Source organism: Pseudomonadales bacterium, assembly GCA_024234615.1.
Classification (GTDB): domain Bacteria; phylum Pseudomonadota; class Gammaproteobacteria; order Pseudomonadales; family IMCC2047; genus JAJFKB01.
Genome location: JACKNY010000001.1, coordinates 161,285 through 181,655 on the forward strand (window position 1 = coordinate 161,285; position 20,371 = coordinate 181,655).

Genomic DNA, 20,371 nt, shown 5'->3' on the forward strand with positions numbered 1-20,371 from the left:
TATTTGAACAGAGTAAAAAGGGGAGTTGGAAATGTCGGCTAGGTTTGAGTTATGGGCAAAGGGTCGCGGGGTAGTTCAACATCAGGAGGTGACCCGGCAACGCGTGTTAGGGTTGATTCAAAAGCTGGAAGCCGAGGGTGTCTGCACGTCAGAACGTGCCGTCGCACTGTTGCGGGCTGCGGATTCGCTCTGCAATATGGCGATGTGGCTCACCGTGCACATGACTTACGCAAAAAATGTCTATTTGGACGGCCGCGCACTCGCGGCTGAAGATTTTAAAACCAGTCCGGAAGGCCATACCGGTGGTGCCCTGAACATGGTACCTGCCTATGTGGGCTATTTGCTTGCCAATGCACTTAGTGGGAATACGCGTGCCTGGATGATGGGGCAAGGTCACTGCGTTGCGGCAATTGATGCGGCCAACATTTTGATAGGCAATCTTGAGCTGGAACAAGCAGAGCGTTATCCACTGTCGGATCAGGGTTTAAGTCGGCTCTGCCAGGATTTTTACAGCTACGAGATTGCTGCCGATGGCCGTCCAGCAGCTCCCCTAGGCAGTCACGTTAATCCATATACGGCCGGCGGTATCAGCGAAGGCGGGTATCTTGGTTTTGCTGAGCTGCAATACATGCACATGCCATTGCCCGGACAGCAACTGGTGACCTTTTTAAGTGACGGCGCATTTGAAGAGCAGCGCGGTAGCGACTGGGCACCGCGTTGGTGGCGCGGCGAGGATACCGGGCTAGTGATGCCAATCATGATTGCCAATGGTCGCCGTATTGACCAGCGTTCCACCATGGCGCAGACCGGCGGCGTGCAATGGTTCAGAGACCACTTGAAACTGAACGGTTTTGCCCCGGTCGACATTGACGGGAGAGATCCGGCAGCGTTCGCCTGGGCTATTATCAACATGGCGGATAATCTCAAGCAAAAGCATGAAAGTTTACAGCAAGGGCTACTGCACTATCCGTTGGAACTGCCCTACGCCATCGCCGAAACAACCAAGGGTTATGGGTTTTTCGGTGCCGGAACCAATGCCGCACATAACCTCCCTCTCATTGGCAATCCCTCCAGTCAGGAAGATATTCGTGCCCTGTTCAATCAGGGGGCGCAGCAGCTATATGTGCCGCTCGAGGAGTTGCAAGCAGGCGTGGCACTGTTAAATAACCATCACGAGTGCGGACGCCGAGCGGAAAAAGCGCATTGCCTACGCGAGTTTAAGGTGCCTGCACCGCAGTTGCCAGAGGACACCGAAGCGGCGGTCGGTCAGGTGGTTTCGCCAATGGAACAATTGGATCGTTGGTTCTGTGCCCTGGTGCAAGCAAATCCAGGCCATCGATTCAGAGTGGGTAATCCCGACGAAATGCGCAGCAATCGCATGAATAAATCATTGGATGCGCTACTACACCGGGTTGCCGCGCCGGAAGCCGGGATTGCCGAATCGTTATTCGGTAGTGTTATCACTGCCTTGAATGAGGAGGCAGTGGTTTCGGCTGCGCTGGCGAATAAGCAAGGTATTAATTTGGCGGTGAGTTATGAGGCCTTTGCAGTAAAAATGCTAGGAGCGATGCGCCAGGAAGCGATCTTTGCCCGCCACTTTATAGAAACGGGTCGCCGCGTCGAGTGGCTCAGCGTACCGATTATCGTGACTTCCCATACCTGGGAAAACGGTAAAAATGAGCAATCTCACCAAGACCCGACGCTGAGCGAAGCTTGGATACAGGAAATGGCCGATGTCGCCCCGGTAGTTTTTCCCTTTGACGCCAATACAGCGGTGGCAGTTTTGGCCAAGCTATACGCCGAGAGGGGAAGAGTGGCAACAGCGGTAATTGCTAAGGGTAAGGTGGAAGTTGTCTGTAGCAAAGCGCAAGCCAAGCTGGCGGCAGAACAGGGGGCGCTGTTGCTGAGTCATGATACCGACGCACAAATACAATTGATTGCAATCGGAGCCTATCAGCTACAAGCGGTGCTACGCGCCGCTGTACGATTACGTGAAAAAGGTATTCGCTGCTCGGTGGTGGCGATGTTAGAACCGGGGCGCTTTCGCGGTGCCAGAGATGAACTTGAATCGGTGTATGCGCATACTGCTGAAGCAATAGAGACAATTATTCCAAGGGTGCCGCATCGCGTGATCGTCTGCCATACCCATGCCGAAGTCATGGCTGGCGTACTCAGGCGCTTGGATACCGGGCCGCAAGACACCCGCTTTATGGGCTATCGCAATCGCGGCGGCACACTGGATGTTTTTGGTATGCAGTTTGCCAATCAGCAAACCTGGGCGCATATCGTCCAAGAAAGCTGTGATGTGCTGGCAAAGACCGCATTGGATACTGTGCTGACAATGGATGAAATGGGTGCTATCGCCGGTAAAGGCAAAGTGAATGTGTTGAGGTAAATCGCGGATTAGCAAAGCTTTCAGCTAGAGATTAAAAATGAGTATCACTGACGCCAGGTTGTTGCTTACAATTTGGCTTTTCAAACAGTTATTTTAAGAGGGTCAACAATGAGCCAAAAAATGGTATTTTTCCTAGCCTTCAGTCTGTTGATATTGGCTGGTTGTACCTGGGTCAAGCCAACCGCCGAGGGAGAAAAAGTTCGCGTTTTGGAGGCCAAGGAAGTCGCCAGCTGTAAGAGCCTCGGCTCAACCACCGCGACACTCGCAGACAAGGTTGTCGGCATAAAGCGAAAACCGCAAAAAGTGAAAAAGGAACTGGAGACTCTGGCGCGCAATAGCGCAGCCGATCTGGGTGGGGATACCATAGTGGCGACCTCAAAGATCGTTAACGGTAAGCAGAGTTTCGCTGTGTATCGCTGTGTGGGTGTTGCTCAGGAAAAATAACGCGCCATGGGGCAGTCGCTTTACTGGAAAAACAAAGCTGCGTAAGCCTTAACGTAGCGTTCGATGGTAATGGCAAAGACCGGAAACAGCATTAACTGCCTTTTTTGATAGCCTTGGGTTTTTTCAGAACTAGCAGTTGGCAAAAATCGCTGTCCACCAGTTTTCATATATTTAATTTTTTGAAAATGATAGCATTTTAAGCTGTGACATGACCTGATGGTCGAGGAAGGATTGTATGATACGTCATCAAATTTTGCTCAGTTTAATTATCGTCACCGCATGGTTTCCTTTCAACGGAGTTCGAGCTGTGGAAGTCTTGACTGCTCAAGAACTAGCGCTGCACTGCAAAGTTCTGTCGGTTGACCGCGAGAGCGCGGATGGACAGTATTGCACTCGCTATATACAAGGTTTTATTGATGGGGCGGTTGCAACCGATGTTCGCGTCATGATGAACCTTGAGGCGGAATTAGCACACAAAGAAACTTTCAGTGAGCGTGCCATGCGGGTTCGGGGTCCTGATCTTCAGCGAGCGGCGGGCTATGCCGAGTTCTGTCTAGGCGATCCTTTACCCCTATTAGAAGTGGTCGAGAAAGTGGTAGCGGATTTGACTGGGCGTGAACGCATTGCACCTAAGCTTGCGGCACGAGAATTCGTTTACGCCTCCTTGCGTAAACACTATCCGTGTAACAAAGCGGCCCGGTGACCATGTGTTGCGAAGAGCTTGGCGGTGGAGCATGGAATCCGTCATGAATGTATTCACTGAGGATGGTGCGCAGCATGCCTAAGCCTTGGCGTCGCATGATCGCATTGCTTGTTGTTTTGGTTGCCGCTTGGTTGTTGTGGTCGGGAATCTATACGCCGCTACTAATCAGCCTTGGAGCGGTGTCATGCGCGTTAAGTGTTCATCTAGCACAACGCATTGGTTTTTTTGATCGCGATGTGTTTTCGTTGCACCTGATACCTCGGTTACTCCGATATTGGGGGTGGTTGGGTGTTGAAGTTGTCAAGTCGAGCCTGGACGTCGCCCGCATCATCCTCCATCGCCGACTTCCGATCAGTCCCACTCTGGTGGAGTTTGATGCCTCAACCTCTGATTCCGTGGGGCAAGCGATACTTGGTAACTCAATTACGTTGACGCCTGGGACTGTCACCTTGGACGTGCACGACGGCCGGGTGCAGGTACACTGTTTGACCAAACAAGGCGCTGATGCGCTATTGGGTGGCGAATTTAACCGCCGTGTCACCGAGCTGATGAAGGACTAACTGTGTACTATATCGTCTCAATCGCCATATTAGTCACCATGGGTCTTGCGCTCATTCGAGCGTTTCGTGGTCCGACCGTGTATGACCGCGTGTTGGCTGTAAATATGTTTGGTACGAAGACGGCGTTACTGTTGTCGGTGATTGCGTTACTGTTCGGTCGGCCAGACTTTCTCGATTTGGCGCTGGCTTACGCCTTAATCAACTTTGTTGGGGTGTTGGCTGTACTCGAATTTTTTCAAAATCGTGCGACTCATGAAACACCTGATCCGTTGGATGAAGCCTAGATGATGGAAACCGTTGTTGATGCGCTCAGTTGGACTTTGCTGGTGGCTGGAGGAGCCTTCGTATTTATTGGTGGACTTGGGGCGTTGCGTCTGCCCAGCTTCTACACCCGCATGCATGCTGCAAGTCTCACCGATACCATGGGCACGATCCTTATACTTGTAGGAATAATGCTACAAGCCGGATTGTCACTCGCCACCGTTAAACTGGCAGCTATCCTCGGGTTTCTGCTCCTGACGGGGCCAACTGCGTCGTATGCACTGGCCAACGCCGCGTTATTGTCGGGGCTTAAACCGGAAGTACCGCAGATACTACGAAGGAGCTAATTCGTGGTCATTTTTTTTGCTGTGTTTCTTTTGACGTTGCTGGTTCTCACCGCAGTTGCGATCGTGCGCACGAAGAATCTATTCGTTGCGGTCATGCTAAGCGGCATTTTTAGCCTGCTAATGGCCGCTAACTTCTTTATCCTAGACGCGGCAGATGTGGCGTTAACGGAAGCTGCTGTTGGCGCAGGGATCACCACAGTGTTGTTTCTTGGCGCACTGGCTTTGACTGCCGAGCACGAGCAAGCAGTTCCGGCCGGACGGTGGGTTTCGATCAGTGTTGTTGTCTTGACGACCCTAGTCTTGATTTATGCAACGTTTGATAAACCGAGACTTGGCGATCCCGATGCGCCAGTTCACCAACACGTAGCGCCGTGGTATTTGGAGAAAACGCCTGAGTTAATTGATATTCCCAACGTCGTTACGGCTGTACTCGCAAGCTTTCGTGGTTATGACACTTTGGGAGAGGTGTTTGTGGTTTTTACGGCCTGTATCGGTGTACTGTTTATCTTGGGCGCTAGGTCTGGTGAGCATTCATCGGTTTCCACGAGCAGTCCTCCTCGCAAGACTCAGGGTTTGCGCCATCACCTTATTCCGCGCGTAGTTGGGCGCCTCCTCATACCCTTCATCGTATTGTTTGGACTCTATGTACAGTTTCACGGTGAATATGGGCCCGGGGGCGGTTTTCAAGCCGGCGCAATTATTGCCGCAGGTATTATTCTGTACGCGCTCCTAGAAGGAGAAACTCAGGCTATGTCTGCTGTTCCAAGGTCAGCCCTCCTGGGGTTGCTCGTCGGGGGAACAATGCTCTATGGCGCTATGGGTATCGCCGGAATTGCGTTTGGAGGGAATTTTCTTGACTATTCTGTGCTCCTCAAAAACTCGGTTTCAGGGCAGCAGCTGGGTATTTTGCTGATCGAAGTAGGTGTGGGCATGACGGTGTGCGGTGCGCTGTTACTAATTTTTTATGCGTTTGCCGCTCGTGAATATCGCTAATGGAGTTGTTTGGCCTCTATAATTACTGGGTATTCGCCATCATTTTGATGATTGGCTATTATGCGGTTATCGCCAAGGGCAACCTTATTAAGAAGCTCATTGGCCTATCGATTTTTCAGTCTGCAGTCTTTCTGCTATACATCACGATGGATAAGGTGGACGGTGGCACCGCACCAATCATCCAAAAAGGCGTGATCGATCAGGTTTTCTCCAATCCGTTACCGCAGGTGCTCATTCTCACTGCGATCGTTGTCGGCATTTCTACTACAGCACTAGGTCTGGCGATTATAGTACGCATTAAAGAATCTTACGGCACAATTGAAGAGCACGAGATCCAAAACCTGGATCATGACTCATGACCCTCATCCCTCATCTACCCGTGTTGCAAGTTGTGGTGCCCATGCTGACTGCGCCGCTGGTAATTCTCTTGCGTGTGCGTGGGTTACCGTGGGCTGCAGCAACAGCCTCAAGCCTCTTTGCATTTGCCATCGCGGTTGGCCTCACTCAATCGGTTCTTGACCGCGGCAGTATTAGCTACCTGTTAGGATCTTGGCCTGCACCCTACGGCATAGAATTACAGGTTACTGCATTTAGCGCGTTACTGTTGTTGATCGTGACAGCGTCGTCGTCGCTCACTCTGTTGGCTGCTAGACACAGCATCAATTCGGAAATTGACCAGGAACGCCAATCCTTGTTTTACGCGGCATGGCTGCTGGCTCTTGCGGGACTCACGGGCATAGTGGTCGCGGGTGATGCATTCAACATTTTTGTGTTTATGGAGATCGCCTCTCTCGCAAGTTATGTGCTGATTGCGGCGGGCCCCAACCGGCGAGCCTTGCCCGCGGTGTTCAATTACCTAATCATGGGTACCATTGGCGCGACTTTCTACCTGATCGGTGTTGGCTTGATCTACATGATGACGGGCACACTTAACCTCGCGGATATGGAGGCACGCATTCATGAGGTAGGTGAACTGAGGCCTATTCTGGTGGCTGCGGGCTTCATTACTCTCGGATTGGCGCTCAAAGCTGCAGTATTTCCGTTGCACCTGTGGTTACCGATGAGTTACACCTACGCTCCGCACATGGTTACTGCCTTTCTTGCCGCCTGCTCAACAAAAGTCGCGTTATATGTTCTTTTACGTTTCGATTTTCTGGTGTTTCAACAAAATTTGTTGGCGCACGACGTGCAGTTTGCTCTTTTCCTCATGCCTCTGGCTGTAATAGCGATCTTGGTGGCATCGGGTGTTGCGCTGTTTGAGAGGAACTTGAAGCGAATGCTTGCATACTCATCAATTGCCCAAGTGGGATATATTCTGCTCGGTGCCAGCTTGGTTAGCGTATCGGGCTTGACAGCCGGGATACTGCATATGTTCAACCACGCGCTGGCGAAAGGAACATTGTTCTTAGCGGTAGCGGCGTTCGCCATGCGTTTTTCGCGATTGCGACTTGAGAACCTTGCTGGCGCTGGTAGGCAGATGCCCTGGACTATGGCCGCTTTTGTGCTGGCTGGATTGAGTTTAATTGGGGTGCCGGGTACGGCGGGTTTTATTAGTAAGTGGCTGTTGATCACAGCTGCTCTGGAGGAAGGGGGCTTAGGCTTTTTGCTGGTTGGCACCATACTGGTGAGTTCGCTGATGGCAGTTGTTTACATCTGGCGCGTTGTCGAGGTGGCTTATTTTGGGGATGCACCGGCTCACGAGAAATTTAGCGAAGCACCTGTGTGGATGCTACTGGTGCTCTGGGTCTCAGCGCTCGCAAATGTCGTGTTTGGGGTCAACCCTTCATTGCCGATGACGCTTTCCAGTGAAGCCGCGTCGGCATTGTTGCAACATTTACCATGACTATCGAATTGCACATTCTTTGCGCCATCTTTTGGCCATTACTCGGCGCGATAGGTATCGCACTACTCGGACAACGTCACGCCAACGGTCGAGAAGCGGTCACCCTCGTGACTTCCGTCGTTTTGGCAGTATTAGTTTGGACCCTGCTGCCGGACGTAGCCGCCGGGGATCGCCCATCGGTGCTCATAGCCGACCTGATGCCTGGGTTGGCGATCGAATTTCGGGTGGAACCGATCGGTATATTGTTTGCTTCGCTAGCGTCATTGTTGTGGATCGTAAACTCGCTCTATTCCTTCGGCTATATGCGCGCCAACAACGAACAGCATCAAACCCGTTTTTACGTGTTGTTTGCTGTAGCGCTATCGGCGGCGATGGGCATTGCCTTTGCCGCTAATTTATTGACTCTTTTTATCTTTTACGAAGTGTTGACGCTCTCTACTTATCCTCTCGTTGCACACAAAGGTAATCGAAAGGCAGTTGTTTCCGCACGGGTTTATCTTGGCGTTTTATTAGGCACGTCGATTGGGCTACTGCTACCAGCCATTATTTGGACCTACTGGGTCACGGGGACACTGGAGTTTACGTCAGGTGGAATACTGGAGGGCAAGCTCGCGGGGCCAGCCGTTGGTTTATTGCTGGCACTGTACGTATTTGGTGTGGGTAAGGCGGCGCTAATGCCCGTACATCGCTGGTTACCGGCGGCGATGGTGGCCCCCACCCCCGTGAGTGCTTTGCTGCATGCGGTTGCGGTGGTGAAAGCGGGTGTATTTACGATAATGAAAGTCGTTGTGTACATTTTTGGTATCGACTTTTTATTCGCTGAGCCGAGTGCTGACTGGCTGCTCTACGCCGCTGCATTCACCGTTCTGGCGGCAAGCGTGGTGGCATTACGCCAGAAAAATCTCAAACGGTTGTTGGCCTATTCAACGATCGCGCAACTTGCTTATATTGTTATGGCAGCGGCAATCCTCAAACCATTAGCTGAAGTCGGTGCCGTGGTTCACATGGTGACGCATGCGCTTGGCAAGATCACTCTATTTTTTGCCGCAGGAAGCCTCTACACGGCGGCAAAATTGACAGAAGTCGATCAGCTTCGCGGTATCGGTCGACGCATGCCATGGACTATGACAGCGTTTACGATCGGTGCCTTAAGCATGATCGGCATGCCACCTACCGCCGGTTTTGTATCCAAATGGTTCATCTTGACCGGCGCCTTTCAGTCCACTAATTATGTGGTAATCTTCACAATTCTTGCGAGCACACTGCTTAACGCGATGTATTTTCTACCCATTGTGTTTGCGGCTTGGTTACGAGAGGTTGATGTCACTACCTCTACCGATCACGGTGAAGCTCCGCGCGCGATTGTGATTGCGCTGACAGTGACGTCGGTCCTCACGCTGCTGTTTTTTATTATGAATCAATCGGTACTCGATCTCGCTTTACAACTAGTTGGGGCCGCATATGGCGACTAAGGACAAACCTAATCACTGGTTGGTACGCCCGCGCACGATCCGGTGGTTATGGATTGTATTTGGTATTGTGCTGGCTCTAACGGTTTTGCTCCAACAGGTGATCCCTATTAAGGGCTATTTTGGCGTTGATGGTTGGTTTGGTTTCGGTGCTGCCTTTGGATTCCTCGCCTGTCTTGCAATGGTATTAATCTCTAAAGTCCTCGGCTGGCTCTTGAAACGTCGGGAGTACTACTACGATGATTGAGATATTGCCACCGGCTATCATATTATTGGTTGGGGCAGGGTTGGTCGGCCTTACCCGTGGTTACCTTCGTGATGCGATCGTACTGCTGGCGCCACTGATCACTATCTGGGCTGTGTGGCAAGTTCCAGAAGGCGTTACATTGTCCATGAGTTTCATCAACTATCAGATCGAGCCAATCGAGGGTAATGCGGTACGAAGGTTGTTTGCCCTCATATTTTCGACGATGGCGTTTGTGGGCGGAATTTATGCGTTCCGCCAGGCCAGTCGCCTTGAGCTGAGCGCGGCGTACGCCTATGCTGCCGGGGCAATCGGGGTGGCGTTTGCCGGTGATCTCATAACGCTGTTCCTGTTCTGGGAAATGATGGCCATTTTCTCCACAGTTATCGTCTGGTGCGGTGGCACGCTTTCGTCATCTCGGGCAGGCATGCGTTATGCCATTATGCATGTCCTGGGCGGTGTTATCCTGATGGCAGGTATCGCAGGAGTAGCCATTCAAACGGGTTCCATCGACATTCGAGCCCTCCAGGCCGAGGACTTTTCCACCTGGCTGATTTTAATTGGTTTGCTGGTCAATGCGGCGGCGCCTCCAGTTTCGGCATGGCTTGCGGACGCCTATCCGGAGGCAACTCCCTCGGGGGCGGTGTTCTTATCTGCGTTTACCACCAAGACGGCGGTATTAGCGCTAATTTTGCTTTTTCCCGGTGACCCGATATTAATCGGCGTTGGAATCTACATGATTTTCTATGGGATTATCTATGCGCTACTGGAAAATGACGCGCGGCGTATTCTTGCTTATTCGATTGTAAATCAAGTTGGGTTCATGGTGTGTGCCATTGGTATCGGCACCGAGCTTGCGCTTAATGGCGCTGCTGCCCATGCTGTGGCTCATATCGTTTACAAGGCGCTGTTGTTCATGAGCGCAGGAGTTGTGCTTTACCGAACGGGTAAGCGAAAGTGCACTGATCTTGGTGGCCTTTTTCGCACCATGCCCTTGTCTTGTGCCTGCGGTATTGTTGGCGCGTTATCCATCTCTAGCTTTCCATTGACCTCTGGATTTACCACAAAGACGCTGATCTCAGAAGCAGCTATCGTCGAAGGCTTTGCGCTGATCTATTTTCTGTTGGCAGCCGCATCCGCCGGGGTTTTCTTGCACGCGGGCATAAAATTTCCATGGTTCGTATATTTCCAGAAAGATTCGGGTCTCCGGCCCAAAGACGCACCCTGGAACATGGCGTTGGCAATGATGTTGTTCGCGATCCTTTGCATTTTTATTGGCGTCTACCCGCAGCCGCTGCATGCGCTTTTACCCTATCCATTGGAATATGATGCTTATGTACCCGGTAAAGTGGTCTTTTATTTACAGTTACTCTTGTTCTCAGGACTTGCCTTTTTCCTTTTATTGCCAGCGATGAAACGCACGCTAACGATTACGCTGGATTTTGATTGGTTTTGGCGGGTGTGCTTCATTCGACTAGGGGGTAGCCTGTTTGAAACGTTCGCACGCAGTGGAAAAATTCTCCAGCGCAGTATGGATTGTCTGCTTGGAATGTTACATGGTTGGCTTAAACAGTGCTTAGGTATGAATGGAATATTTGCAAGACCTTGGCCGATAGGTGTTGCTGCAATTTGGATTGCGTTATTGCTGAGTGTCTACGTGCTGATCTATTACATCTAAAAATATAGCGGATCTATGTGGATATCCATCTAAGGAACGACGCAAATCTTGCTTTCAATATTTAGTGATTTGAACATGTTTTTAGCGTAATCGTGTGTATAGATTTACCAGGGAGGTGCTGCTAGCCAAGCTTGCTGCGCGTAGACCTAACAGAAGTAATAACGCCATTGCGATAGACAGAGTTCACGTTCAACTCCTCACTGTAACTGGCGTCACAAATCCTGGTGGCTTAATCGCTAAAACGGAGCAATCAATTTGATTGAGTATGGTTTCCGCCGTATTGCCCATCAAAAATCCTGGAATACCGGTGCGCGCGACAGTACCCATAACGACTAAGTCAGCTTTGATGCGTTTCGCGAGCAACGGAATTTCCTTGCGCGCCCAACCTTTGACCAAATGTTTTTGTGGCTTTAAATAGTCCAGCGCATCTTTGCCGAGATTTTTGGTTACCTCGTTTAGCAGTTTAGCTAAACCCTCTTTGCGATGTTGTTTTACCTGCGCCACATAGGCGGCAATTTTGTCTTCTGGCGTATGGGCGAGGGCATTACGCAGGGATTGTTCGCCGATGGCTTCCCAGGCGTGGGCTACATGTAGTTCGGCTGAATCTGATAGAGCCAGAGAAGTTGCCATTTCAAGTATTTGGATGCTCTGTTGATGGCGTGCCGCAAGCTCTTTGGCGGGATAGGCATCATCGACATCGACTGCCGCTAGAATGCGTTGGTAAGAATCCGGCGCCTGCGGCTTAATTAACCAAACTGGGCAAGGGCACTTGCGCATCAAGTGCATATCATCGCTGCCAAATATCCGGTCGAGCCAGTCTTGATTTTCGACGCTCTTAATGACGAGGTCGTGACCATGGCGTAACACCTCGCGGATAATTTCCAGGAAGGGGGTGCCAATTAATGCTTTGGCTTGAATGGTTAATCGATTTTGGTAGGGCGTGATAAGGGTTTGCAGCCACTGTTCTTGCGTATCCTTGATGGCCGTCTGTATATCTGCTGAAATTGAGCTGCCCAACGGTGTTCCACTCATATCTGCCATGGTTGCGCTAACGGTGATTACCTTCAGGCTGGCTTGGTTGGTTTCCGCCAGCGAGACGGAGCGCTTAAACGTGAGTTCGCAGTCCTTTCCTTGTTGCATTACGCATAAAATTGCCTTAAATCGGTTCATTATAATACGCTCCTTTGAGAGGCGGACTATCGCACGACCGCCAGCGCTAGAAATTCTTGTCAGTTTTGAGCAAATGCAGCAGCTAAATTTTCCTGGGAAGCTTCAAAAACCTATTACACGATCTGGAAGAATCGGCTGCTATTTCACGTCCTTTACTCTACCTTGTCTTACCCGGTGGGTGGGAGGTGCTCGGTGAGAGTATGGCTGATTATTAGACGACCATTTATTACGGAGCCATTTTTCTACTCCAACTAGGCTATATATTGTCATTCCTCCCACCAATACACAAAGCCATTCGGTTAGACCTATGGGGGTGCTACCAAATATTCGATTCATCGCTGGGCTGTAGGTGAAGAACAGCTGCAGTGCCGTCATGCCGATAACCCCGAGAATTAACCAGTGGTTGGAAAAGATACCCAGCCTAAACATGGAGTAGCGCAACGAGCGACAATTGAACAGGTAGAAAAGCTCACCAAAAACGAACATATTGACGGCGAGGGTGCGCGCAGCTTCTATGCTCTTTTCTTGTATTAAAGCCCACTCAAATAAACCGAAAGCGCCGATTAACAGCATTAAGCTGACCAAGCCGATTCGAAAACCAAGCTCAGCTGTAATAACTGGGGTTTCCGGGCGTCTTGGCGGACGCTCCATAAGACCGGGTTCTTTGACTTCGAATGCCAGTGTCAGGCCCAGCAGAACGGCGGTGGTCATATTGATCCATAAAATTTGTACCGGAGTTATGGGCAGTGTGATACCAGTAAACACGGCAACTAATATGACCAAACCTTCACCAATGTTAGTGGGCAAGGTCCAGGTAATAAACTTAACCAGATTATCAAAAACTGCCCGGCCTTCTTCAACGGCGGCTTCGATGGTGGAGAAGTTGTCGTCCGTGAGCACCATATCTGAAGCCTCTTTTGCGACTTCGGTCCCGCCCGCACCCATGGCGATACCAATATTGGCCTGTTTGAGTGCGGGTGCATCATTGACGCCATCGCCAGTCATCGCGACCACATGACCTTTAGCTTGTAATGCCTCAACTAACCGTAATTTTTGTTCCGGAGCGACACGCGCAAATACGACAGTGCGCTGTGCAACCTCAATGAGTTCATGGTCGGAAAGCTGTGTTAGCGTATGACCACTCATGGCAAAGCTGCTTGGATCGTTACTGACAGCGCCAGTGAGCCCCATCTGACCGGCGATGGCGGTGGCGGTACTGAGGTGGTCGCCGGTAATCATTTTTACCTGGATGCCCGCATTCTGACAGGCTTTAACTGCGCTAATCGCTTCCTGTCGCGGTGGATCCATCATGCCCTGCAAACCTAGAAAGGTAAGGCCTTCTGTTACATCGGCATGACCGACTGAGACAACGGAGGTGGCGACTAGCTTGCGTGCAAATGCCAATACTCGCAGGCCTTTAGCGCCCATTTTTTCTGCTTGTTGATGGATATCGGTGGCGTTAAGTGTGGTGCTTTCGCCGTGTCCGTCGTAGGCATTACTACAACGGGCCAACACGCGTTCCACTGAGCCTTTCATATAGATGATTGCTGTGGGTTTAGAACTGTGCAGTGTTGCCATGTACTGATGTTCGGATTCGAACGGTAGGGTATCAATGCGCGGCAACGTCTGTTCAAGCTGTTCGCGGCTAAGCCCCGCTTTGTTAGCAGCGGTGAGCAGGGCAACTTCGGTGGGATCGCCTTCGATACTCCATTGCTCGGCACGGCTAATTAAACGCGAATCGTTACATAGTAAGCCTGCTTTGAGGCACTCGACAAGCGCGGGTTGTGACTGCGTATCAATAGCTTGATCATCCAGAAAAATTTCCCCGAGTGGCGCATACCCGAGGCCGGAAATCTGATAACCAACGTCGCTTGCGTAGACCTCCTGCACTGTCATCTGATTTTGCGTCAAGGTGCCGGTTTTATCGGAGCAGATCACGGTAGTGCTGCCGAGGGTTTCTACTGCGGGCATGCGGCGAATAATGGCATGACGCTTGGCCATTTTGCTGACACCTATGGCAAGCATGATAGTCATTGCCGCTGGTAGTCCTTCGGGGATAGCGCCAACAGCCAACGCAACGGCGGCCATAAAGGTATCCAGCAACGGTTCGCCGTGCAGCCAACCTGCTAATAAAGTGAGGCCTGCCAGCACCAGAATAACCCAGAGCAATATACCGCTGAAATGGGATATTTTCTTGGTCAGAGGGGTGGCTAAAGTGTCGGCCCCGGCGATTAGAGCGTTAATACGCCCTATTTCGGTGTCGTCACCTGTGGCAACAACGAGGCCCGCGCCCGTGCCGTAGGTGACCAGGGTGGACGAGTATGCAATATTGCTACGATCAGCAAGCAGGGTTTCCTGAGCGAGAGACTCCGGTTGTTTTGGCGCCGGAACAGATTCACCAGTTAATGCGGACTCGTCGATCTGTAGTTCTCTGGTGCGCAATAATCTTAGATCGGCAGGCACTTTGTCGCCGGATTGTAGCAGCACCAGATCACCAGGAGTTAACTCTGTGGCGGAAACTTTTTCTTTCTTCCCGGCACGGATTACTAAAGCGGTACCTTCCATTGCTTGCGCCAACGCACGGATGGCTTTGCGCGCCTTCGACTCCTGAATAAAGCCGATGACTGCGTTTACCAGGATCACGCCAAAAATAACACTGCTATCAACCCATTCTTGCAGAAAGAAAGTTAGCGCAGAGGCGACAAGTAATATGTAAATTAATGGTTGATGAAATTGCAGCAGGAATAAAAATAGCGGGCTTTTGTCTTTTTTTAGTGTAAGCCGATTGGTGCCAAAACGGATTTTTCTTCGTTCGATTTCTGCGGTATTCAGCCCTTTCGTGGCATCTGAATCTAATAGTGTTGCGATCTGTTCGCGCGGTAAATGATGCCAGTGTTTGATCCGTAAAGTATCCATTCAATATCTCTGGTTTAGCGATGGAAGTTGCCGATTGGTTAACTACTTTCCAGGTTGGTGGTGTATGTTGTCAAGGGCTGGGGTGATCTTTAACGAAGAGCTGATGGTAAGTACAAAGTGAGTAGTGATTCTGTGAAAATTTTAAAAAAGATTAGAAATTTTAGATCAAAGGGTTGACTACGAAGTATGAGAAATTTATGGGCGTAAATTTTGCGCACAGTGTTGGCATTTGTGAAATTCAAAATAAGAGACTATCGTTTGCGTAATTATAAGAAGCCGTCATAACCCGAACTGGTGCGTCTCAACGTCACCTGCATACTGACGAGAATAAAAATGACCAGAGGAAATAGTCTAATGACAGAACAGCATGATCAAAAAGAAACCCTGAACGGTTTATCTGCAAAGAACGGCGAGGTTTATCATCACCAGGGCGGTAATATGCCCGAGCACAGCAAGCATGATGAGCAGGTGCTGGATCAGCGGTTGGTCGATAATTATTGGCGCGCCAACATCTCACTATTGGTTAAGTTACTGCTGGTATGGTTTATGGTGTCTTTTGGCTTTGGGATTTTATTGGTGGAGCAGCTCAATCGCATCTCCCTGTTTGGATATCCTTTTGGTTTCTGGTGGGCCCAGCAGGGCTCGATCTACGTATTTGTCGGGTTGATATTTTTCTATGTTGTGCGGATGAAAAAAATCGAACGCCAGTACGGCGTAGATGACGACGAATAGGGGATGCACATGGATACCACTAGCTTAACCTATCTCTTCGTTGGTCTATCCTTTGCACTGTATATCGGCATCGCGATTTGGTCGCAGGCCGGTTCGACCAAGGATTTCTATGTGGCGGGTGGTGGCGTGCATCCGATTGCCAATGGCATGGCGACGGCAGCGGACTGGATGAGTGCTGCCTCCTTTATCTCTATGGCGGGTATTATTGCTTTCGCAGGCTATGATGCATCGGTTTATTTGATGGGCTGGACTGGCGGTTATGTGCTGTTGGCACTACTGCTTGCACCCTATCTGCGCAAATTTGGCCAATTTACCGTGCCGGATTTCATCGGCGAAAGATATTATTCTAAGGCGGCGCGAGTGGTGGCGGTGCTGTGCTTGATATTTATTTCATTTACCTATGTGGCGGGGCAGATGCGTGGCGTGGGTGTCGTGTTCTCCCGTTTTCTAGAGGTAGAGATCAATACCGGGGTGTTAGTCGGTATGGCAGTGGTTTTTTTCTACGCCGTTCTGGGCGGAATGAAGGGCATTACCTACACCCAGGTTGCACAGTATTGTGTGTTGATTTTTGCTTACATGGTGCCTGCCATTTTTATTTCGATCTTGATAACCGGTAATCCCATCCCTCAATTGGGCTTAGGCGCAGAGGTGTTGGATGGTTCTGGCTTGTCGGTGTTGCAAAAGCTGGATGGGACGTTGGTGGAATTGGGCTTCAACCCCTACACTGAGGGCAAAAAAAGCACTATAGATGTTTTTGCGATCACCCTGGCGCTGATGGTCGGTACAGCGGGTTTGCCACATGTTATCGTACGTTTTTTTACCGTGCCCAAGGTGTCTGATGCCCGTCTGTCAGCGGGATATGCGTTAGTATTTATCGCACTGCTTTACACTACCGCCCCGGCTGTTGGCGCCTTTGCACGTATTAACTTTATCAACACGGTGCATGACACTGAATATGAAAAAGCGCCGAGCTGGGTGAAAACCTGGGAAGATATTGGGCTGATCGGCTGGCGTGACAAAAACCAGGACGGCAAGATTCAGTACAGCGTAGGTAAAGCTTTTCAGGGCGCGCCGGAATTTATGGCAGAACGGGGCGAGCAGGGGCAGCGTTTAATGACCAACGCAGTGGACGACTCCGCTAATGAGGTCTATGTGGATCGTGACATCATGGTATTGGCCAATCCCGAAATCGCGCAGTTGCCCGGCTGGGTGATTGCCTTGGTGGCGGCGGGTAGCTTGGCAGCGGCGCTGTCCACGGCGGCGGGGTTATTGTTGGTGGTTTCGGCTTCCATTTCACATGATCTGTTGAAAAAAACCTTTAAGCCCAATATCACCGATAAGCAGGAACTGGCTTATGCGCGCATTGCTGCAGCCGTAGCGATCTGCGTCGCCGGTTATTTGGGGATTCATCCGCCCGGCTTTGTCGCTGAGGTTGTCGCCTTCGCCTTTGGTCTCGCCGCAGCCTCGCTGTTTCCAGCGATATTCATGGGCATTTTTGTGCGGCGCATGAACAAGGAGGGCGCGATAGCGGGCATGTTATCCGGGTTAAGTTTTACCTTTGCCTATATTCTCTATTTCAAATTTATTAATCTGGCCGCCAATAATGCGGGCCATTGGTTATTGGGAATATCGCCGGAAGGGATTGGCTCGTTGGGTATGCTATTGAATTTTATGGTTGCTCTGGCGATTGCCAGAGTGACAGCGGAACCCCCTGATGCGGTCAAAGAGATGGTTGATGATATCCGGATTCCAAGTGGCGCTGGGGTGGCCCATCAGCATTAACCGCGGCGAGATAGTGCTTGTAGTGTTGACGACAATTGCGATAATAGTCGCTTTCGTTTTTACTGGCCCCGAGAGGAAGCACGATTGGATCAAAGGCAACAACAGCTCGCCAGCTGGGTGACGGCCCAGCTGAAAGAAAAAGCCTTGGTGCAATCTGATGCTATTTTGCCGTTAACGCCCGTTTCCGGTGACGCCAGTTTTCGCCGCTATTTTCGAGCAACGACTAATGGGCGTAGTTTTATCACCATGGATGCACCGCCCGAAAAAGAAAACAGTGCGCCTTTTGTCGCCATTGCGAATTCTTGGTTTGCCGCAGGGGTGCCCGTGCCGGAAATCTATGCGGCGGATCTTGGGCAAGGTTTTATGCTGTTATCGGATATGGGTGATGTGCTCTATCTGGATAGATTAACAGCGCAGTCCGCTGATGCCCTTTATCAACAGGCGTTGCAAACACTCGTCCACATTCAACCTTGCTGTCACATCAAAGGGTATGAACTTCCTCACTATAACGAAGCACGTTTAACGACAGAAATGGAGCTGTGTCCGGAGTGGTTTTTCTCTAAATTATTAGGCTTGCGGTTAGAGCGTGAGGAACGAAAATTGTTGACTGGCGTATTTGATGCGTTGGTTTCTAGCGCACTGGAACAGCCACAGGTTTGCGTACATCGTGATTACCACTCGCGTAATTTAATGCTGCTTCAAGACGGTGGTGTTGGTGTGCTCGATTTTCAGGATGCCGTGCTTGGCCCCGTGAGCTATGATCTGGTGTCCTTGATTCGAGATTGCTATATCAGTTGGCCGGCACCGCAGGAAGAAAAATGGATCAAGCAGTATATGGCGCTGGCTAAAAGCGCCAAGCTGATTGAGAGCGTGGAGTATGCTCAATTTAAAGGCTGGTTCGACTGGATGGGCCTCCAACGCCATATCAAATGTGTGGGGATTTTCTCGCGCCTCTATCTGCGAGATGGTAAGGCTGGCTATCTTAAGGATATTCCAAGAACCTTTGATTATCTGAAAGTCGTGTGCGCTGCTTATCCACAGTTTGCAGAATTTAACCAATGGCTGGACGATAAGATTGTGCCAGCAATGGCAAGCTGTACTGATTTAGCAATCCGTCAGGATCGACAAGCATGAAAGCCCTTATCTTGGCAGCGGGTCGTGGCGAACGTATGCGCCCGCTCACAGATACAGTACCCAAACCTTTATTATTGGTCGGCGGCAAACCCTTGCTGCAATACCATGTCGAAAATTTGGTCGCAGCAGGCGTTAGTGAGTTGGTGATTAATCACGCCTATCGGGGTGAGCAAATAGAAACTTTTTTGGGGGATGGGTCGCGCTTTGGTGCAAAAATTCAATACTCCCCTGAAGCCGCTGCGCTGGAAACCGGAGGCGGTATTTTTAACGCTTTGCCGTTACTTGGTGTAGAGACATTTTTAGTGGTTAATGCGGATATCTGGACGGACTATCCGCTAGCAACGCTATTAGGCAAAAAGTGTGCTAGCGCGTACTTGGTTTTGGTGGATAACCCAGCGCATAACCCCAGTGGTGATTTTAACCTGGTTAAGTCGGCAAGCGCAGAGACAGGATTGCTAAAGTCTGACAGCGTTCCCGAAGCTGTAACCCTTACCTTTGCTGGTATCAGTCTGCTAAATCCGCTGTTGTTTGAGTCCTGCCAGTCCGGTGCTTTTCCGTTAGCGCCACTGCTTAGACAGGCAATAGCGCAAGGCCAGGTTAGCGCAGAACATTATCACGGGGCATGGTTTGATATCGGTACTCCCGAACGTCTCCAAATGACGAACCAATACCTGGAGCGATTATGAAAGCGATAATCATTTTTTGCGCGGGGTATCCAAGCGAATGATATTTGGAAAATTGCTCGGTGGCTTGTTTGGCTTCTCATGGCTGGGTTTTTGGGGCGCGGTGATTGGTATCTATGTCGGACATTTGTTCGATAAAGGTTTAGCTCAACACTTTTCAGGGGCTGGCTCATCCTCGCAAGCGGAAACACAAAAAGCCTTTTTTCGCATGACATTTTTAATGATGGGGCGAATGGCCAAAGCCGACGGTCGGGTATCTCAAACCGAAATCAAATGGGCCGAATACGTGATGGGGCGCATGAACCTGTCGGCGGAAATGCGACGCCAGGCGATTGAGCTGTTTAACCACGGCAAGGATGCGAACGACGATATCGCCGATGAGCTGAAAAACTTTCGCAGCAAGGTGGGCCGTCATGCCACCCTCATCCAAATGTTTTTAGAGATTCAAATCCAAGCGGGTTATGCCGACGGTGAATTGAATCAACAAGAGCTTGAGCTGCTGCAATTAGCGCGTAATATCCTTGGTATTTCGCTATTCCGCTTCGAAGCGATTCATCAGCGTATTCGCGCGGAAAGAGCCTTTGCCAGCGGTGACTATCAACAATATGGTGGCGGTCCACAGCGACAATATTCGACACAGGATAAATTGCAGGAAGCATACCGTGTGCTGGGAGTTGAACCCGATAGTACGGAAGCCGAAGTCAAAAAAGCCTATCGTCGCCTGATGAGCCAGCACCATCCGGATAAACTCGTAGCGAAAGGTTTGCCAGAGGAAATGATGAAGCTGGCGAAGGAAAAAACACAGGAAATTTCAGCAGCTTATGAATTGATTAAAGAGGCTCGGGCTTAGCAAGCAACCTGATTTATTGTGATCAATATTTTATTAAATAGGTGTGTTGCCGGGGAAGCCAGCTCCAGCCGGAAGGCCAGATACACATCATCATGAGAGGGACGCCAAAGATGAAAATAATGCCGAACACAATAAGAGCTATTTTTAGGTACTTGAGTTTATCCTCT

Annotated in this window: 19 protein-coding genes; 17 read left to right on the forward strand and 2 right to left on the reverse strand. The window is 50.4% G+C overall.

The genetic code is table 11. The annotated features are described in order from the left end of the window. Positions 1-31 precede the first annotated feature (31 nt). The 12 genes from H6995_00735 to H6995_00790 all read left to right on the forward strand — a co-directional run bounded on the left by H6995_00735 (position 32) and on the right by H6995_00790 (position 10,937). Positions 32-2,395, forward strand: a complete 2,364-nt coding sequence (locus H6995_00735; protein ID MCP5213522.1) for a xylulose 5-phosphate 3-epimerase — start codon at positions 32-34, stop codon at positions 2,393-2,395. A gap of 120 nt (positions 2,396-2,515) precedes the next feature. After that, a complete protein-coding gene (locus tag H6995_00740; protein MCP5213523.1) occupies positions 2,516-2,839 on the forward strand; it encodes a DUF4156 domain-containing protein in 324 nt (107 codons plus the stop codon). Positions 2,840-3,107: 268 nt separating this feature from the next. Next, on the forward strand, positions 3,108-3,542 hold the full coding sequence (locus H6995_00745) for a hypothetical protein (GenBank protein MCP5213524.1): 435 nt from the start codon (positions 3,108-3,110) through the stop codon (positions 3,540-3,542). Between the two features lie 95 nt (positions 3,543-3,637). After that, entirely contained in the window at positions 3,638-4,102 is a 465-nt protein-coding gene (locus H6995_00750; GenBank protein ID MCP5213525.1) for a Na+/H+ antiporter subunit E, read from the forward strand. A 38-nt stretch (positions 4,103-4,140) separates the two neighbouring features. Further along, positions 4,141-4,386, forward strand: a complete 246-nt coding sequence (locus H6995_00755) for a pH regulation protein F (GenBank protein MCP5213526.1) — start codon at positions 4,141-4,143, stop codon at positions 4,384-4,386. Continuing rightward, on the forward strand, positions 4,387-4,710 hold the full coding sequence (locus tag H6995_00760) for a monovalent cation/H(+) antiporter subunit G (protein ID MCP5213527.1): 324 nt from the start codon (positions 4,387-4,389) through the stop codon (positions 4,708-4,710). Between the two features lie 3 nt (positions 4,711-4,713). Beyond that, the gene (locus tag H6995_00765; GenBank protein ID MCP5213528.1) at positions 4,714-5,703 is read left to right on the forward strand and encodes a DUF4040 domain-containing protein; all 990 of its coding nucleotides are present in this window, start codon (positions 4,714-4,716) and stop codon (positions 5,701-5,703) included. Next, on the forward strand, positions 5,703-6,062 hold the full coding sequence (locus tag H6995_00770) for a cation:proton antiporter subunit C (protein MCP5213529.1): 360 nt from the start codon (positions 5,703-5,705) through the stop codon (positions 6,060-6,062). The genes H6995_00765 and H6995_00770 overlap by 1 nt, the downstream gene beginning before the upstream one ends. Beyond that, positions 6,059-7,546 carry a monovalent cation/H+ antiporter subunit D family protein gene (locus tag H6995_00775; GenBank protein MCP5213530.1) on the forward strand — a complete coding sequence of 496 codons (1,488 nt, stop codon included), beginning with the start codon at positions 6,059-6,061 and terminating at the stop codon, positions 7,544-7,546. The genes H6995_00770 and H6995_00775 overlap by 4 nt, the downstream gene beginning before the upstream one ends. Then, positions 7,543-9,018, forward strand: a complete 1,476-nt coding sequence (locus H6995_00780) for a monovalent cation/H+ antiporter subunit D family protein (GenBank protein ID MCP5213531.1) — start codon at positions 7,543-7,545, stop codon at positions 9,016-9,018. Before H6995_00775 ends, H6995_00780 begins: the two co-directional genes overlap by 4 nt. Further along, positions 9,008-9,262 (forward strand): hypothetical protein, encoded by a 255-nt coding sequence (locus H6995_00785; GenBank protein ID MCP5213532.1) that lies wholly within the window; start codon positions 9,008-9,010, stop codon positions 9,260-9,262. The genes H6995_00780 and H6995_00785 overlap by 11 nt, the downstream gene beginning before the upstream one ends. Continuing rightward, positions 9,255-10,937, forward strand: a complete 1,683-nt coding sequence (locus H6995_00790; GenBank protein MCP5213533.1) for a Na(+)/H(+) antiporter subunit D — start codon at positions 9,255-9,257, stop codon at positions 10,935-10,937. Before H6995_00785 ends, H6995_00790 begins: the two co-directional genes overlap by 8 nt. 189 nt (positions 10,938-11,126) lie before the next feature. Here H6995_00790 and H6995_00795 read toward each other — a convergent pair whose 3' ends face one another. Both H6995_00795 and H6995_00800 read right to left on the reverse strand, forming a co-directional pair. Beyond that, on the reverse strand, positions 11,127-12,107 hold the full coding sequence (locus H6995_00795) for a universal stress protein (GenBank protein MCP5213534.1): 981 nt from the start codon (positions 12,105-12,107) through the stop codon (positions 11,127-11,129). Positions 12,108-12,245: 138 nt separating this feature from the next. Beyond that, positions 12,246-15,023 carry a cation-transporting P-type ATPase gene (locus H6995_00800; protein MCP5213535.1) on the reverse strand — a complete coding sequence of 926 codons (2,778 nt, stop codon included), beginning with the start codon at positions 15,021-15,023 and terminating at the stop codon, positions 12,246-12,248. Between the two features lie 438 nt (positions 15,024-15,461). On the opposite strand from H6995_00800, the gene H6995_00805 reads away from it, so the two are divergent. The 5 genes from H6995_00805 to djlA all read left to right on the forward strand — a co-directional run bounded on the left by H6995_00805 (position 15,462) and on the right by djlA (position 20,204). Beyond that, complete coding sequence (locus tag H6995_00805; GenBank protein MCP5213536.1) at positions 15,462-15,755, forward strand: DUF4212 domain-containing protein; 294 nt, start codon at positions 15,462-15,464, stop codon at positions 15,753-15,755. 9 nt (positions 15,756-15,764) lie between these two features. Continuing rightward, positions 15,765-17,537, forward strand: coding sequence for a cation acetate symporter (locus tag H6995_00810; GenBank protein ID MCP5213537.1), 1,773 nt, complete (start codon positions 15,765-15,767; stop codon positions 17,535-17,537). Positions 17,538-17,621: 84 nt separating this feature from the next. Then, the gene (locus H6995_00815) at positions 17,622-18,671 is read left to right on the forward strand and encodes a phosphotransferase (protein MCP5213538.1); all 1,050 of its coding nucleotides are present in this window, start codon (positions 17,622-17,624) and stop codon (positions 18,669-18,671) included. Continuing rightward, entirely contained in the window at positions 18,668-19,357 is a 690-nt protein-coding gene (locus H6995_00820) for a nucleotidyltransferase family protein (protein MCP5213539.1), read from the forward strand. Before H6995_00815 ends, H6995_00820 begins: the two co-directional genes overlap by 4 nt. Positions 19,358-19,394: 37 nt before the next feature. Continuing rightward, on the forward strand, positions 19,395-20,204 hold the full coding sequence (gene djlA, locus H6995_00825; protein ID MCP5213540.1) for a co-chaperone DjlA: 810 nt from the start codon (positions 19,395-19,397) through the stop codon (positions 20,202-20,204). Positions 20,205-20,371: the final 167 nt, after the last annotated feature.

Excerpts from the sequence above, each read along its gene's own strand:
- H6995_00800 (MCP5213535.1), bottom strand. The coding sequence starts at position 15,023 with ATGGATACTTTACGGATCAAACACTGGCATCATTTACCGCGCGAACAG.
- H6995_00820 (MCP5213539.1), top strand. The coding sequence starts at position 18,668 with ATGAAAGCCCTTATCTTGGCAGCGGGTCGTGGCGAACGTATGCGCCCG.
- H6995_00740 (MCP5213523.1), top strand. The coding sequence starts at position 2,516 with ATGGTATTTTTCCTAGCCTTCAGTCTGTTGATATTGGCTGGTTGTACC.
- H6995_00785 (MCP5213532.1), top strand. The coding sequence starts at position 9,008 with ATGGCGACTAAGGACAAACCTAATCACTGGTTGGTACGCCCGCGCACG.
- H6995_00795 (MCP5213534.1), bottom strand. The coding sequence starts at position 12,107 with ATGAACCGATTTAAGGCAATTTTATGCGTAATGCAACAAGGAAAGGAC.
- H6995_00770 (MCP5213529.1), top strand. The coding sequence starts at position 5,703 with ATGGAGTTGTTTGGCCTCTATAATTACTGGGTATTCGCCATCATTTTG.
- H6995_00755 (MCP5213526.1), top strand. The coding sequence starts at position 4,141 with ATGGGTCTTGCGCTCATTCGAGCGTTTCGTGGTCCGACCGTGTATGAC.
- H6995_00780 (MCP5213531.1), top strand. The coding sequence starts at position 7,543 with ATGACTATCGAATTGCACATTCTTTGCGCCATCTTTTGGCCATTACTC.
- H6995_00790 (MCP5213533.1), top strand. The coding sequence starts at position 9,255 with ATGATTGAGATATTGCCACCGGCTATCATATTATTGGTTGGGGCAGGG.
- H6995_00805 (MCP5213536.1), top strand. The coding sequence starts at position 15,462 with ATGCCCGAGCACAGCAAGCATGATGAGCAGGTGCTGGATCAGCGGTTG.
- H6995_00735 (MCP5213522.1), top strand. The coding sequence starts at position 32 with ATGTCGGCTAGGTTTGAGTTATGGGCAAAGGGTCGCGGGGTAGTTCAA.
- H6995_00810 (MCP5213537.1), top strand. The coding sequence starts at position 15,765 with ATGGATACCACTAGCTTAACCTATCTCTTCGTTGGTCTATCCTTTGCA.
- H6995_00775 (MCP5213530.1), top strand. The coding sequence starts at position 6,059 with ATGACCCTCATCCCTCATCTACCCGTGTTGCAAGTTGTGGTGCCCATG.
- H6995_00760 (MCP5213527.1), top strand. The coding sequence starts at position 4,387 with ATGATGGAAACCGTTGTTGATGCGCTCAGTTGGACTTTGCTGGTGGCT.
- H6995_00750 (MCP5213525.1), top strand. The coding sequence starts at position 3,638 with ATGATCGCATTGCTTGTTGTTTTGGTTGCCGCTTGGTTGTTGTGGTCG.
- djlA (MCP5213540.1), top strand. The coding sequence starts at position 19,395 with ATGATATTTGGAAAATTGCTCGGTGGCTTGTTTGGCTTCTCATGGCTG.